The 14233-nt window shown below is 73.8% G+C and carries 12 protein-coding genes; 9 read left to right on the forward strand and 3 right to left on the reverse strand.

The annotated features are described in order from the left end of the window. The first annotated feature begins 17 nt into the window (after positions 1–17). The 8 genes from AB6L24_RS25975 to AB6L24_RS26010 all read left to right on the forward strand — a co-directional run bounded on the left by AB6L24_RS25975 (position 18) and on the right by AB6L24_RS26010 (position 10096). Positions 18–1169, forward strand: a complete 1152-nt coding sequence (locus AB6L24_RS25975; RefSeq protein ID WP_405659000.1) for a MalY/PatB family protein — start codon at positions 18–20, stop codon at positions 1167–1169. A 513-nt stretch (positions 1170–1682) separates the two neighbouring features. Next, a complete protein-coding gene (locus AB6L24_RS25980; RefSeq protein WP_405659002.1) occupies positions 1683–2096 on the forward strand; it encodes a DUF3151 domain-containing protein in 414 nt (137 codons plus the stop codon). A 179-nt stretch (positions 2097–2275) separates the two neighbouring features. Further along, complete coding sequence (locus AB6L24_RS25985; protein ID WP_405659004.1) at positions 2276–3148, forward strand: tryptophan 2,3-dioxygenase family protein; 873 nt, start codon at positions 2276–2278, stop codon at positions 3146–3148. A gap of 16 nt (positions 3149–3164) precedes the next feature. Beyond that, positions 3165–4448: a kynureninase gene (gene kynU, locus AB6L24_RS25990; protein WP_405659007.1), complete on the forward strand. Its 1284-nt coding sequence runs from the start codon at positions 3165–3167 to the stop codon at positions 4446–4448. A gap of 233 nt (positions 4449–4681) precedes the next feature. Further along, positions 4682–5629, forward strand: coding sequence for an alpha/beta hydrolase (locus AB6L24_RS25995; RefSeq protein WP_405659009.1), 948 nt, complete (start codon positions 4682–4684; stop codon positions 5627–5629). Positions 5630–6661: 1032 nt separating this feature from the next. Beyond that, positions 6662–8122, forward strand: coding sequence for a sensor histidine kinase (locus AB6L24_RS26000; protein ID WP_405659011.1), 1461 nt, complete (start codon positions 6662–6664; stop codon positions 8120–8122). Further along, the gene (locus AB6L24_RS26005) at positions 8122–8802 is read left to right on the forward strand and encodes a response regulator transcription factor (protein WP_030363193.1); all 681 of its coding nucleotides are present in this window, start codon (positions 8122–8124) and stop codon (positions 8800–8802) included. Before AB6L24_RS26000 ends, AB6L24_RS26005 begins: the two co-directional genes overlap by 1 nt. An 85-nt stretch (positions 8803–8887) precedes the next feature. Then, positions 8888–10096 carry a cytochrome P450 gene (locus AB6L24_RS26010; protein ID WP_405659013.1) on the forward strand — a complete coding sequence of 403 codons (1209 nt, stop codon included), beginning with the start codon at positions 8888–8890 and terminating at the stop codon, positions 10094–10096. A gap of 24 nt (positions 10097–10120) precedes the next feature. Here the strand turns inward: AB6L24_RS26010 and AB6L24_RS26015 are convergent, their stop codons facing one another. Together AB6L24_RS26015 and AB6L24_RS26020 are read right to left on the reverse strand one after the other, a co-directional pair. Beyond that, positions 10121–11746 (reverse strand): ABC transporter permease, encoded by a 1626-nt coding sequence (locus tag AB6L24_RS26015; protein ID WP_405659015.1) that lies wholly within the window; start codon positions 11744–11746, stop codon positions 10121–10123. Further along, positions 11743–12675 carry an ATP-binding cassette domain-containing protein gene (locus tag AB6L24_RS26020; RefSeq protein WP_405659018.1) on the reverse strand — a complete coding sequence of 311 codons (933 nt, stop codon included), beginning with the start codon at positions 12673–12675 and terminating at the stop codon, positions 11743–11745. Before AB6L24_RS26020 ends, AB6L24_RS26015 begins: the two co-directional genes overlap by 4 nt. Positions 12676–12768: 93 nt before the next feature. Between AB6L24_RS26020 and AB6L24_RS26025 the strand changes: the two genes are divergently transcribed. Beyond that, positions 12769–13287: a GbsR/MarR family transcriptional regulator gene (locus AB6L24_RS26025; RefSeq protein WP_405659021.1), complete on the forward strand. Its 519-nt coding sequence runs from the start codon at positions 12769–12771 to the stop codon at positions 13285–13287. Between the two features lie 19 nt (positions 13288–13306). On the opposite strand, the gene AB6L24_RS26030 is transcribed toward AB6L24_RS26025, so the two are convergent. Next, entirely contained in the window at positions 13307–14161 is an 855-nt protein-coding gene (locus tag AB6L24_RS26030) for a diacylglycerol kinase (protein ID WP_405659023.1), read from the reverse strand. Positions 14162–14233 lie beyond the last annotated feature (72 nt).

Below are 14233 nucleotides of genomic sequence, written 5' to 3' on the forward strand. Positions count from 1 at the left end.
CCCGGAGGGATCCGCCCGTGACCACAGCGGCCTACGACTTCGACACCCCCGTCGACCGGCACGGCACCTGGTGCGTGCAGTGGGACGGCGTCGCCGACCTCCTCCCCTTCACCATCTCCGACATGGACTTCGCCTGCGCGCCGCCCGTCCTCGACGCGCTCCAGCGGCGGGTCGCGCACGGCGTCTTCGGCTACACGGACTGGCGCAACGACGACTTCCGGGGCGCCGTCCGCGACTGGTTCAAGCAGCGCCACGACACCGACGTCGACCCCGGCTCGCTCGTCTACGCGCCGTCCGTCCTCAACCAGATATCCCAGCTCCTGCGGATGTGGACGGAGCCCGGCGACGGGGTGGTCGTGCACACGCCCACCTACGACGGGTTCAGGAAGGCGGTCGACGGGCTCGGCCGCGAGCTGCGTACCGTGCCCGTCGAGGATCCCGGACTCGCCCTCCTCGAAGCCGAGTTGGCCCGGCCCGGCGCGCGGGTGCTGCTGCTCTGCTCGCCGCACAATCCCACCGGGCGGGTGTGGAGCGACGCCGAGCTCGGCGGGATGGCCGCGTTGTGCGAGCGGTACGGGGTCGCCGTCATCAGCGACGAGATCCACGCCGACCTCACGCACGACGGGGCCGTCCATCTGCCGTGGACCCGGTACGCGCGGGGGCGGTGGGCCCTCGTCACCTCCGGCACGAAGGCCTTCAACTTCCCCTCCCTGAGCGGGAGTTACGGCTTCGTCGGGGATCCTGACGACCATGCGGCCTTCGTGCGGCGGATGAACACGGGAGAAGGGCTGGCCTCGCCCGCCGTCCTCTCCCTCGTCGCGCACATCGCCGCCTACCGGGAGGGCGCGGAGTGGTTGGACGCCGTGCGTGCCTACACCTACGAGAACCTGCGGTACGTCGGGGAGCGGCTGAACGAGGCCTTCCCCGAGCTGGGGTGGGTGGCGCCGCAGGCCGGGTATCTCGCGTGGGTCGATCTGCGGGGGGTGCTCGGGGGTGTGGGGGACGCCGGGCTTCAGCGGGAGCTGGTGGAGCGGCAGGGGGTCGCCGTCATGGCCGGGGGCACGTATGGGGCGCCCGGTTTCGTGCGGCTGAACGTGGGGTGCCCGCGGGGGAAGGTCGAGGTGGGGGTGGAGGCGTTGGTGCGGGGGGTGCGGGCGGTCCGGGGGTAGGCGCCCTGCGGGGCTCTCCCCAACCCCACCCCTTCCCGAAACCGGGGCTCCGCCCCGGACCCCGGGGGTAGGTGCCCCCTTGCCGTGAGACGGCGCACCCCCGATCGGCGCTCCGCGCCTCGTCCTCAAACGCCGGACGGGCTGAAAACTTCCCCGAGTCGGGCTGAATACTTCGCCGGGCGGGCTGAATACTTCGCCGGGGCGGGCTGAAGGGTGCGGGGCGGGGCGGTCCTGAAGGTGCCGACTGCCGGGTCGAACGCATGGTGGGGGCGGGCGGGTGGGAGAAAGCCGGTCCGGCGCTTGAGGACGAGGCGCGGAGCGCCGATGCGGGGGTGGCCCCGGTGGGGGTGGGGGTGCCGGGCTGTCGCCGAGGTCGGTCAAGTCTGGGCGGGTGGGAGAGAGCCTGTCCGGCGGTTGAGGGCGAGGCGCGGAGCGCGGCCGGGGGTGGCGCATTCCGGGCTGAGGCCGTCGACCTGGTGGGGGCGCCCCGCCAGGCTCATGCAGACTTGCCCCATGTCCATTCACGAGAACCTCCTCGGGGGCCCGCCCCCGACCCACCTGCCCGACGACCCCGAGCCCCGCGAGCTCCTCGCGGCCGGCACCCCGGCCACGGAGGTGGCGGCGAAGTACCCGACGTCGTCCCTCGCCTGGGCCCGCCTCGCCGACGAGGCGTACGAGGCAGGCCGCGTCGTCGAGTCGTACGCGTACGCCCGTACGGGATACCACCGCGGCCTGGACTCCCTGCGCCGCAGCGGCTGGAAGGGCCACGGCCCGGTCCCCTGGGAGCACGAGCCGAACCGCGGCTTCCTGCGCGCCCTGCACGCCCTGGCCCGCGCCGCGGGCTCGATCGGCGAGCAGGAGGAGTACGAGCGCTGCTCGACGTTCCTGCGCGACTCCTCCCCGGCGGCGGCGGACACGCTTGGCTAGCGGCCCCGCCGGGCCCCCGCACCCGCGGGCCGCACACGACCTGCCTGGACACCCGGTGTGACCAGGCAGGTCTTGCCGTTTCCCGGGATGTTGCGGAGGATGCGGGTGGGGACCGGGGCCCCCGTGCCGGTACCGGCAGGGGCGGACCGCTACCCGGAGTACGCATCTAGGAGACAGCGATGTCCCACGAGGCGCACGCGGCGCACGAGACCCGGCCACAGTCCGTGACCACGGACGACAGCCCGGACAGCCCGAACCTCGACTTCGCAGGCACCACCCCTTACGAGGACTACGTCCAGGCGGACGTCCTCACCCACCTCCAGCATCTGCGGTCCGACGACCCCGGCGAGATGGTCTTCCTCGTCACCACCCAGGTGATGGAGCTGTGGTTCACCGTCATCGTCCACGAGTGGGAGACCGCCGCACGCGCCCTGCGCGAGGACGACGTGCCGGTGGCCGTCGCCGCCCTGAAGCGGTCGGTGCGGGAGCTGGAGGCCCTGAACCACTCGTGGAAGCCGCTCGGGCAGCTCACCCCGGCCCAGTTCAACTCCTACCGGGGCGCGCTCGGGGAGGGCTCCGGCTTCCAGTCGGCGATGTACCGGCGCATGGAGTTCCTGCTCGGCGAGAAGTCCGCGTCCATGCTGGTGCCGCACCGCGGCGCCCCGCGTGTGCACGCGGAGCTGGAGAAGGCGCTGCAGGAGCCGAGCCTGTACGACGAGGTGCTGCGGCTCCTCGCCCGGCGCGGGCACCCGATACCGGCCGCGGTGCTCGACCGTGACATCTCCCGCAAGTACGAGCCCTCGCCCGAGGTCGAGGCCGTCTGGACGGCCCTGTACGCCGGGGACGAGGGCGACGAACTCGCCCGGCTCGGCGAGGCGTTGACCGACGTCGGCGAACTCGTCTGGCGATGGCGCAACGACCACCTGGTCGCCACCCGCCGCGCCATGGGCTCCAAGACCGGCACGGGCGGCTCCGCCGGGGTGGCCTGGCTGGAGAAACGGGCCACGAAGAACGTGTTCCCCGAGCTGTGGACGGCGCGCAGCCATGTCTGAGACACGGAGGTCGGAGATGGCGGCAGAGGTGTCGGAAGCGGGCGAGGTGGCCTTGGACGTCGGGCGCGCGCGGCTCGGTGACGCCGCCGCCGTCCTGGACGGCAAGGACGAACTCGCCCACAAGCGCGCGGAGTTCGTCCTCGACGAGACTGTCTATCTCGACGGGAACTCGCTCGGCGCGCTGTCCCGGGGCGTCGAGGCCCGCGTCGTCGACGTCATCACCCGCGAGTGGGGCCAGATGCGCATCCGCTCCTGGGAGGAGAGCGGCTGGTGGACCGCGCCGGAGCGGATCGGCGACCGGCTCGCCCCGCTGATCGGCGCCGGCCCCGGACAGGTCGTCGTCGCCGACTCGACGAGCGTCAACATCTTCAAGGCGCTCGTGGCGGCCGTACGCATCGTCCGTCAGCGGGACGGGGACGGGACCTCCCCGGATGAGGGGCGCGACGAACTCGTCGTTGACGCCACGACGTTCCCCACGGACGGGTACATCGCCGCGTCCGCCGCCCGCCTCACCGGCTGCCGCCTGATCCCGGTGGCCCCGGCGGACGTCCCCGGCGCGCTCGGTCCGCGTACCGCGGCCGTCCTGCTCAACCACGCCGACTACCAGTCGGGGCGCCTGCACGACCTGCCCGGCCTCACCGCCGCCGTGCACGCGGTGGGCGCCCTCGTCGTGTGGGACCTGTGCCACACGGCGGGCGCGCTGCCCATCGGCCTCGACGAGCAGGGCGTGGACCTGGCCGTCGGCTGCACCTACAAGTACCTGAACGGCGGCCCCGGTTCGCCCGCGTACCTGTACGTGCGCCGGGAGCACCAGCCGCACTTCGACTCGCCGCTGCCCGGCTGGAACTCGCACGTCGAGCCCTTCGGGATGCGGTCCGCGTACGAGCCCGCCCCCGATGCCGTACGCGGTCGCGTCGGCACGCCGGACATCCTGTCGCTGCTCGCCTTCGACGCCGCGCTCGACGTCTGGGACGGCGTGTCGATGGCGGCCGTGCGCGCCAAGTCCCTCGCCCTGACGGACTTCTTCCTGGAGTGCGTCGCCGCGTACGTCCCCGCGGGCCGCGTCGAGGTGGTCACGCCCGCGGCGCACGCCGAGCGGGGCAGCCAGATCGCGCTGCGCTGCCCGGACGCCGCCGACGTCATGAAGCGGCTCATCGAGCGGGGCGTGGTCGGGGACTTCCGGGCGCCGGACGTGCTGCGCTTCGGCTTCACGCCGCTGTACGTGTCGTTCGCGGACGCGGAGCGGGCCGCGTGGGTCCTCGCGCGGACGCTGGCGGAGGCGCCCGGGGCGGCGGTGTAGCCGGGGGTGCCCACCGTGGCGTCCCGCGGCCCCCGAGGGCTCCCCGTGGCCGGGGAGAGCGCCGGGTGGGGTCGCTGGATGGGGCGGTGCGGTGGGCCCTGCGGCACGGATGTCGGCCGGATCCTGATACCGTCCGGCAAATCTGGATCATGGTACGAACGCCCGTCGGCCGCCGGACAGTTGCCGGCGGTGGTCGAGGGGCGGCCAGTGGCCGAGTTTGAGAGGGTTGCCGTATGCCGGACGACGCCGCCGTGGCCCGCGATGCCGCCGAGCAGGACTCCGCGTTCGCGCATCCCGCGGTCCCGCCCGACGCCACCGCCGCGTACGGGGCGCACGCGGACCAGGTCATCGACTTCTACGCCCCGCGCGGCGCCGCCGATCGGGGCGCTCCGCTCGTCGTGGTGCTGCACGGGGGTGCGTGGCGGGCTCCGTACGACCGCGCGCACGTGTCACCGTTCGCGGACTTCCTGGCCCGGCGGGGGTTCGCCGTGGCGAACGTCGAGTATCGGCGGGGGGCTTCGGGAGGGCTTGTGCCGGCGCAGGGCGGTGCCGGGCCCCTCGCCGGGCGGTGGCCCGACACCCTCGACGACGTGGCCGCCGCGCTCGACGCGTTGCCCGGGCTCGTCCGGGCGGCCCTGCCCGTGGCCGACCCGCACCGGGTCGTGCTGACCGGGCACTCGGCCGGGGGGCATCTCGCGTTGTGGGCGGCCGCGCGGCATGTCCTGCCGGAGAGCTCGCCGTGGCACTTGGCGCGGCCTGCTCCGTTGCGGGGGGTGGTGGCGCTGGCGCCTATCGGGGATTTGCGGGTGGCGGATGAGCTGGGGGTGTGTTCGGGGGCGGTGCGGCAGTTCTTGGGTGGGGCTGGGGCTGGGGCTGGTCCGATGGGTTCTGGTGCGGTCGGTTCCGGCGTGGATGACGCCGAGGTGCTGTTCGAGGAGCGGCTTGCCCAGGCTGATCCGGCGGTGTTGCTGCCGACCGGGATCGCTACCGCCGTCGTGCAGGGGCGTACCGACATCGTCGTGCCGCAGGCCGTGTCCGAGGCGTACGCGGATGCGGCGGCCAAGGCCGGAGAGGTGGTCGGCTTGACGCTTCTTGAGGACGTCGGTCACTTTCCCCTGATCGATCCGGCGGCCGACGCGTGCGCGGTCGTCGCAGAAGAAATCGCCCAGCTGGCCTTCTGACCGGCGTCCCCCCGTCCCACCGCCTGCCCGCCGGCGGCACCCTCAGCCCTGCCGGGGTCACCCCCGATGCGGCGCTCCGCGCCTCGTCCTCAATCGCCGGACGGGCTCTCTCCCACCCACCCGCCCGAACTTGCACCGTCCTGCCCAACGGCCCGGCACCCTCAGCCCTGCCGGGGGCACCCCCGATGCGGCGCTCCGCGCCTCGTCCTCAATCGCCGGACAGGCTCTCTCCCACCCACCCGCCCGAACTTGCACCGTCCTGCCCAACGGCCCGGCACCCCCACCCCCGCCGGGGTCACCGCCGATGCGGCGCTGCGCGCCTCGTCCTCAATCGCCGGACGGGCTCTCTCCCACCCACCCGCCCGAACTTGCACCGGCCTGCCCGGCAGCCCGGCACCTTCAGCCCCGCGAGGGTCGCCCCCGTATCGGCGCTGCGCGCCTCGTCCTCAAGCGCCGGACGGGCTGAGATTCAGCCGGGGTGGGCGGGAGGCGCACCGGGCAGGCAGTGCGACCCACCCTTGCCGAAGCAATGGCGGGGGCGGGTGGGTGGGAGAAAGCCCGTCCGGCGTTTGAGGACGAGGCCGAAGGCCGATCGGCGGGAGCTGTCTTGCCTGGAGGGGAGACCCGCCCCCGGGCGGGAGCTGTGCTGGCTGGAGGGGAGACCCACCCCCCCCGGGCGGGAGCTGTGCTGGCTGGAGGGGAGACCCGCCCCCGGGGGCCAGGGGCGGGGCCACGGTTTCGGGAAGGGGTGGGGTTGGGGAGCTTCCGGCAGGGGCTCGGCCCTCGGCATGTAGTGCCTGGGACGAGGGTTGGGGAGCTTCCGGCAGGGCTCGGCCCTCGGCATGTAGTGCCTGGGACGAGGGTTGGGGAGCTTCCGGCAGGGCTCGGCCCTCGGCATGTAGTGCCTGGGACGAGGGTTGGGGAGCTCCCGGCAGGGGCTCGGCCCTCGGCACGTAGTACCTGGGACGGACCCCCGCGAACCCGTCCCGGAGGGGACGCGGCGCCGTCCCCCCGCCCCGTACCGTCTAACGCGTGACCGAGAAAACGCGCAGCCCGGAGTTCCACCTCGCGCAGAACGCCCTCCAGGGCCTGCGCACGGACCTCTTCCACGACGCCTTCGCCTACCGCCCCCTGCCCCCGCTGAGCCCGGACGCCGCGCCGGTGCAGTGGCTGCCGGGGCGGATACGCAGGCTCGCCGTGTGGTTCCCGCACGGCGTGGTCCTGGCGATGGCCGCGCTCACGGTGATGATCACGTACGCGGGGATGTCCGGCGGCTACGGCGGCAACGGCCTGATCGAGGTCCTCGCGTCACTGGTCCCGGCGGCCACGGTGGCCCTGACGCTGGTGCGCCCGCTCCTGGCGTGGTGGCTGTCCCTGGCGGTGACCCCGTTCCTCGTGGCCGTGGGCGGCGGCGTCGACTACCCCTGGTCGCCGGGCTCCTTCGCGGGCCACACGATGGTGATGATGGTGGTCGCGGCCCGCACCCGCCCCCGCACGGCGGCCTGGATGTGGATCCTCACGACGGTGTACTCGTTCGTCGCGGACGCCGGCGGCTCGCACTACGCCTCCAACAGCGGCGCGCTCGCCGTGGTCAGCGGCGTCGCGGTCGCCCTGGTCAGCCTGATCGCCGTGAACTCCCACACCCGCCGCGAGGTCGTGGCGGAGCGCACCGTCACGGCGGTGGAGCGGGACCGGCGCACGCTCCTCGAGGAGCGTACGAACATCGCCCGGGAGCTGCACGACGTGGTCGCCCACCACATGTCGGTGGTCGCGATCCAGGCGGAGGCCGCCCCGTACCGGGTGGAGAACCCGCCGCCGGAGCTGGAGCAGGCCTTCGCGACGATCCGCGAGAACGCGGTGATCGCCCTGACCGAGCTGCGCCGCGTCCTCGGCGTGGTCCGGGCGGAGGACTACGAGGCCCCGGACGCCCCGCAGCCCACCCTCGCCGACATCGACCGGCTGCTCGACAACGTGCGCGGCACCGGCCTCGCCGTGGAGAAGGTCGTCACCGGCGCGGCCCGCGAGCTGCCGCAGGGCGTGGAGCTGTCGGCGTACCGCATCGTGCAGGAGGCGCTGAGCAACAGCCTGCGGCACGCGCCGGGCGCGACGGCCCGGGTGGAGATCGGCTACGTCCTCGGCGGGCTGGGCCTGCGGGTCGTCAACGGGCCGCCGACGGAGCTGGTGAAGCCCTCGCCGGGCGCCGGGCACGGCATCACGGGGATGCGGGAGCGGGTGTCGATGCTGGACGGCGACATGACGGCGGAGCCGACGGCGGACGGGGGGTACGAGGTGACGGTGTTCCTGCCGGTGCCGGTGGACGCCCCGAGGGCCGCCGACGCGGGGGGTGCCCCGAGGGCCGCCGACGCGGGCGGTGTCCCGAAGGCCGCGGACACCGGGGGCGCCCCGGGGCCGTCCGCCGCCCCGGCCGGGCCTGCCTCCCCCGATTCCACCCGCACCCTCTCCCTCGACAAGCCCGCCGGAGGTCACGCCTGATGAACCGCACCATCCGCGTCCTGATCGCCGACGACCAGATGATGGTCCGCGAGGGCTTCTCCGTGCTGTTGAACGCGATGCCGGACATCGAGGTCGTCGGCGAGGCGGTGAACGGGCGCGAGGCCGTCGAGCGCGTGCGTGAACTCGCCCCGGACGTCGTCCTGATGGACATCCGCATGCCGGAGCTGAACGGCATCGAGGCGACCCGCGAGATCGTCGCGGACGCCCGGGTCGAGACGAAGGTCCTCGTCCTGACGACGTTCGACCTGGACGAGTACGTGTACCAGGCGCTGCGCGCGGGCGCGTCCGGCTTCCTGCTCAAGGACGCCTCCGCCCGCCAACTCGCCGACGGTGTACGGGTGGTGGCCTCCGGCGAGGCCCTGCTCGCGCCGAGCGTGACGCGCCGCCTGATCACGGAGTTCTCGAAGCTGTCGGACAACCCGCGGCTCGCGGCGTCCGCGCAGGCTCAGGCGCAGTACGGCGAGCTGACCGAACGCGAGACGGAGGTCCTGGTGCTCATCGCGCAGGGCCTGTCGAACGGGGAGATCGCCGCCCGTCTCGTCGTCGCCGAGTCCACGATCAAGACGCATGTCAGCCGGGTCCTGGTGAAGCTCGGCCTGCGCGACCGCACCCAGGCGGCGGTGTTCGCGTACGAGGCGCGGCTCGTCACGCCGGGCTGAGAGGGGCGCGAGGGCTGCGAGGGGTGAAGGGCCGAGGGCTGGGCGGGGGCTGGTCAGGCCGGGTGCGCGGGGCTAGCGTCCGTGCATGGACGCCCCCTTCGACCCCTGGTCGCCCGAGTTCGTGGCGGATCCCTACCCCGCCTACGCCGCCCTCCGCGCCGGGGGCCGCGCGCACTACTACGAACCCAGCCGCCAGTACCTGATCCCGCACCACGCGGACGTCTCGGCCCTGCTGCGCGACCGCCGCCTGGGCCGCACGTACCTGCACCGGTTCAGCCACGAGGAGTTCGGCCGCCAGGCCCCGCCGCCCGAGCACGCGCCGTTCCACGTCCTCAACGACCACGGCATGCTCGACCTGGAGGCCCCGGCGCACACCCGTGTCCGCCGCCTGGTGGCGAAGGCGTTCACGCCGCGTACGGTCGAGCGGCTCCGGCCGTACGTCGAGGGGCTCGCCGACGACCTGGTGCGGGGGCTCGTGGCGGACGGGGGCGGGGACCTGGTGGCGCGGGTCGCCGAGCCGCTGCCCGTCGCGGTGATCGCCGAGATGCTGGGCATCCCGGAGGCGGACCGGGGGCCGCTGCGGCCGTGGTCGGCGGACATCTGCGGGATGTACGAGCTGAATCCGGGGGCGGAGACGGCCGCTCGGGCCGTGCACGCGTCGGTGGAGTTCTCGGCGTACCTGAGGGAGTTGATCACCGCGCGCCGCAAGGAGCCCGGGGACGATCTCATCAGCGCCCTCATCGCCGCGCACGACGAGGGCGAGCGGCTGAGCGAGCAGGAGATGATCTCGACCTGTGTGCTGCTCCTGAACGCGGGCCACGAGGCCACCGTCAACTCCACGGCGAACGGGTGGCACGTTCTCTTCCGGCACCCGGACCAGCTCGCCGCCCTGCGCGCCGCCCCCGAGGAGCTGCTGCCCACCGCCGTCGAGGAGTTGCTGCGCCACGACACCCCGCTCCAGCTCTTCGAGCGGTGGGTGCTCGACGACATCGAGGTCGGCGGCACCCGGATCCCGCGCGGCAGCGAGGTCGCGCTGCTCTTCGGCTCCGCGAACCGGGACCCGGACGCCTTCACCGCCCCCGACACCCTGGACCTGGCCCGCGCCGACAACCCGCACATCTCCTTCAGCGCGGGCATCCACTACTGCGTCGGCGCGCCCCTCGCCCGCATCGAACTGGCGGCCTCGCTGCGGGCGTTGCTGCGCCGGGCCCCGGACCTGCGGCTCGCCGCGGAGCCCGTGCGCAAGCCGGGCTTCGTGATCCGGGGCCTCGAGGAGCTGCTCGTCGCGTGCTGAGGGACCAGGTGACCGGGGGCGCGCTCAGCCCGTCGCCAGGTCCCGCCTGCGCAGCCCCGCGAGCCCGGCCGCCGTGAAGACCACCGCGGCCGCCGTGAGCAGCAGCACCGGGGTCCACGCCATGTCCTGCCCCGGGAGCTTCGGCAGGTGCGAGAACGGCGACAGGTTCATGATCGGCTGCGGTACGTCGAGTGCGGGGCCGATCCAGCCGATGAGCAGGGCCAGGCCGGCCGCGCCCCAGGCGCCGACGGCCAGTTGGGGCGAGACGCCGTGAAGGAGCACCGCGAGGGAGCCGATCAGCCAGATCGCGGGGAGCTGGACCAGGCAGGCGCCGACGATCGGCCCGAAGTCCTGTCCGTACCCGATGCCGAGTCCGCAGGCCGCGAGCAGCATGATCAGCGCGGCGCCCGCGAAGGCGATGACGAGGTGGCCCGCGGCCCAGCGCAGCCTGCCCACGGCGTTCGCGAGGACCGGCTCGGCGCGCTGCGAGGTCTCCTCGGCGTGCAGCCGCAGGACCGAGGCGACGGCGTAGAGCGCGCCGACCATGCCGATGATGCCGACGATCGCGGCGAGGAAGGCGTCGGTGAGGCCGGTCTGGCCGCCCATGCGCTCGAAGATCTCGCGGGTGTTCTCGTTGTCGCCGACCAGGTCGGTGGCGCCCTCCGTCATGCCGCCGAAGACGACTCCGGCGGCGAGGAAGCCGAGGCTCCAGCCGACGACGGCGCCGCGTTGCAGCCGCCAGGCCAGGGCGCCCGCCGTGCCGAGGCGGCCGTGCGCGGGTCCTGGGTGGGACGGCAGGAAGCTCATGCCGACGTCGCGGCGCCCGGCGAGTTCGTACGCCCCGATGGTCTGGACGGCGACGGCGCCCGCGAAGAGCAGCAGTACCCACCACCGCTCGGCGCCGAAGGCGCGCATGTTCTCCAGCCAGCCGACCGGCGACAGCCAGGTGAGCAGCGAGGAGCCGTCGGCCGTCGCCGAGTCGCCCGCCGCGCGCAGGACGAACGCCGCGCCGAGCAGCGCCGACGTGAGGCCCTTGGCGAGCCGGGCGCTCTCCGTGAACTGGGCGACCATCGCCGCCATCGTGGCGAACACCATGCCCACGCAGGCGATGCCGAGCCCCAGCGCGAGCGCCCCCGCGCCGCCCTCGCCCGCGAGCCCGGCGGTGACGAGCAGGCCGAGGAGCGCGTTGGCGACGAGCGCCGTGAGCAGCGCCGACGTCAGCGGCGCGCGGCGCCCGACCATGGCCGAGGAGATCATCTCCTGGCGCCCGGTCTCCTCCTCCTCGCGTGTGTGCCGTACGACGATGACGAGGCTCATCACGGCGGCGAACACCCCGGCGAAGGTGCCGACCCGCCAGGCCGTGAGCCCGCCGAAGGACTGGTCGAACACCGGGCCGTAGAGGGCGCGCAGGGAGGCGTTGGTGGCGAGGGAGTCCATCAGGTCGGCGCGCTGGGCCGCCGTGCCGTACACCTCCTTGAGGGTGTTCGGCATGCTCAGGACCATCATCGCGATGACGGCGAGCCAGACCGGGACGACGACGCGGTCGCGGCGCAGCGCGAGGCGCAGCAGCGGGCCCGTGCCCGCGAGGTGGCCCCGGCCGCCGGTGCGGCGCGCGGGGGTCGTGGGCGGCGCGGTGGTCACGGCGGTCATCGCGCCATCGCCTCCGTGCTCCCGCGCCCGGCGCCCGCCGGGTCCACGTCGTCCTGGTAGTGCCGCATGAACAGCTCTTCCAGGGTGGGCGGAGTGCTGGTCAGGGACCGGATGCCGGAGTCGGTGAGGGCGCGCAGGACGGCGTCCAGCTTGTCGGTGTCGACCTGGAGGGCGACGCGGTGTCCTTCGACCTCCAGGTCGTGCACGCCCGGCAGGTGGGCGATCCCGTCGGGGGCCGTGGCCAGCTCTGCGCGGACGCTGGTGCGGGTGAGGTGGCGCATGTCGGCGAGGGAGCCGGACTCCACCGTGCTGCCCTTGCGGATGATGCTGACCCGGTCGCAGAGGGTCTCCACCTCGCTGAGGATGTGCGAGGACAGCAGGACCGTGCGGCCCTCCGCGCGCGCACGGACCACACAGCTCTGGAAGACCTCCTCCATCAGCGGGTCGAGGCCGGACGTCGGCTCGTCGAGGATCAGCAGCTCGACGTCCGACGCGAACGCGGCGACCAGGGCGACCTTCTGACGGTTGCCCTTGGAGTAGGCGCGGCCCTTCTTCGTCGGGTCGAGCTCGAACCGCTCGGTCAGCTCGGCCCGCCGCTCCTTGTCCAGGCCGCCCCGCAGCCTGCCGTACAGATCGATGACCTCGCCGCCGGAGAGGTTCCGCCACAGGGTGACGTCGCCCGGCACGTACGCGAGGCGCCGGTGCAGTTCGACGGCGTCGTGCCAGGGGTCCTTGCCGAGGAGTTGCGCGGCGCCGGAGTCGGCGCGAAGGAGGCCGAGCAGGACGCGGATGGCGGTGGACTTGCCGGCCCCGTTGGGTCCGAGGAAGCCGTGGACCTCGCCGCGCTCGACGTCGAGGTCGAGGCCGTCCAGTGCGCGTGTCCGGCCGAACGACTTGTGCAGCCCGGAGACGGTGATTGCCTTCGTCATGTTTTTGAAAGTACGCTGCTTTCACAAATTTGTGAAGTTAAGGAACTGTATAAACTTGGGTGGGCCGGGGCGAGCAAGGGAGATGATCCAGGGATGAGCACGGACGAGAAGGACACGGCGGCGGGGCGTACGGAGGACCTGGCGGCCGCATCCCGGTTCACCGAGCAGTTCGCCGCGCAGCTGATCTGGGCCGGGATGCCGCGCATGCCCGCCCGGGTCTTCGCCGCGCTGCTCGCCTCCGAGTCCGGCTCGCTCACGGCGGCCGAGCTGGGGGAGCGGCTGCATGTGAGCCCGGCGGCGGTGTCGGGGGCGGTGCGCTATCTCAGCCAGCAGTACATGGTCGCGCGCGAGCGGGAGCCCGGTTCGCGGCGCGACATCTTCCGGGTGCACAGCGACCAGTGGTACGAGGCGCTGACCAACCGGGACTCCGTCCTCAAGCGCTGGGAGACCTCCCTGCGCGACGGCATCGCGAGCCTCGGCCCCGACTCCCCGGCGGGCCACCGCCTGGAGGAGACCCTCGCCTTCTTCGAGTTCGTCCAGGTGGAACTGGCGGGCATGATGACCCGCTGGCGCGCCCACCGGGAGACCCTCTTCGGCCCGCAGCCCCGCTGACCCGCGCGTCGGCGGCGCCTCACCGAGGCAGCACGAGCCCCCAGGCCTGCGCCCGCACGTGCCACGTCCGGCTCCGCACCGGACCCGTGACCACCGCGTCCGCCCGGTACCGGAAGTCCGGCCCCGACACCGTCACCGACCGGGCCCGCGCCCGCACCGGCGCCACCTCCGCCCCGACCGACGCCGGATGCACCTCGACCCGCGCGAACCCCGCGCCACCGGGCCGCACGGACACGCCCTCGACGGGCTGGTCGAGGTCCACGAGGGTCACCCCGTCCGCCTCGACCCGCAGCCGCGAGGGCCCGCCGGGCACCACCCGCGAGGGCCGCACGGCCAGCGTCCGCACGAGCGACTGACAGGTCCGCAGCCACGGATGCCGCTCCCCGCCCCCGGCGTCCCCAGCGCCACCGGCGCCGGAGAGCCCGGTCCCCACCGCCCCCACGGGCGGGATCAGCACATCCCCGAGGACCACCCCGTCCCGGTCGTCCACGAGCAGATCGAGCCGCCGGGGCGCGCCCTCCAGGACGGCCCGCGCCGCCGCGACCGCCCCGGCGGGCACGCCGAGCCCCCGGGCGAGCCGGACGGCGGACGCGGCGGAGCCGACGGGCACGACGGAGAGAACGGCGGACGCGAGCGCCCGCTCCCGGTGCAGCACCCCGACCGCACGCAGCAGCGCGGCATCGTCGCCCACCACCACGGGCCGCCGTGTCCCCCGTCTGACCAGCGCTTTCGTGAATTCCTCGGGGCTTTCAGGCAGGCACACCCTGACGCCCGCGCCCGCGCCAAGCACGTCCTTGGCGATGCGCACGGACTCCCCGTCCGTGCGCCGGGCGACCGGGTCGATGACCACCAGAAGCTGGTCGCGAGCCGACACGTGCGCCCTTTCTTTAGGTCTCGGGTAGCATCTTTGTGCAAGAGCCCCTTGCGCTATTGCGCCAGGGGCTTC

It is taken from the genome of Streptomyces sp. RK9 (genome assembly GCF_045070545.1).
GTDB lineage: Bacteria > Actinomycetota > Actinomycetes > Streptomycetales > Streptomycetaceae > Streptomyces > Streptomyces alboflavus.

What these genes read in the sequence shown, in the direction of transcription:
- AB6L24_RS25985 (WP_405659004.1), top strand. Translation starts at nt 2,276, where the DNA reads ATGTCCCACGAGGCGCACGCGGCGCACGAGACCCGGCCACAGTCCGTG.
- AB6L24_RS26015 (WP_405659015.1), bottom strand. Translation starts at nt 11,746, where the DNA reads ATGACCGCCGTGACCACCGCGCCGCCCACGACCCCCGCGCGCCGCACC.
- AB6L24_RS25980 (WP_405659002.1), top strand. Translation starts at nt 1,683, where the DNA reads ATGTCCATTCACGAGAACCTCCTCGGGGGCCCGCCCCCGACCCACCTG.
- AB6L24_RS26020 (WP_405659018.1), bottom strand. Translation starts at nt 12,675, where the DNA reads ATGACGAAGGCAATCACCGTCTCCGGGCTGCACAAGTCGTTCGGCCGG.
- AB6L24_RS25995 (WP_405659009.1), top strand. Translation starts at nt 4,682, where the DNA reads ATGCCGGACGACGCCGCCGTGGCCCGCGATGCCGCCGAGCAGGACTCC.
- kynU (WP_405659007.1), top strand. Translation starts at nt 3,165, where the DNA reads ATGGCGGCAGAGGTGTCGGAAGCGGGCGAGGTGGCCTTGGACGTCGGG.
- AB6L24_RS26010 (WP_405659013.1), top strand. Translation starts at nt 8,888, where the DNA reads ATGGACGCCCCCTTCGACCCCTGGTCGCCCGAGTTCGTGGCGGATCCC.
- AB6L24_RS26025 (WP_405659021.1), top strand. Translation starts at nt 12,769, where the DNA reads ATGAGCACGGACGAGAAGGACACGGCGGCGGGGCGTACGGAGGACCTG.
- AB6L24_RS26005 (WP_030363193.1), top strand. Translation starts at nt 8,122, where the DNA reads ATGAACCGCACCATCCGCGTCCTGATCGCCGACGACCAGATGATGGTC.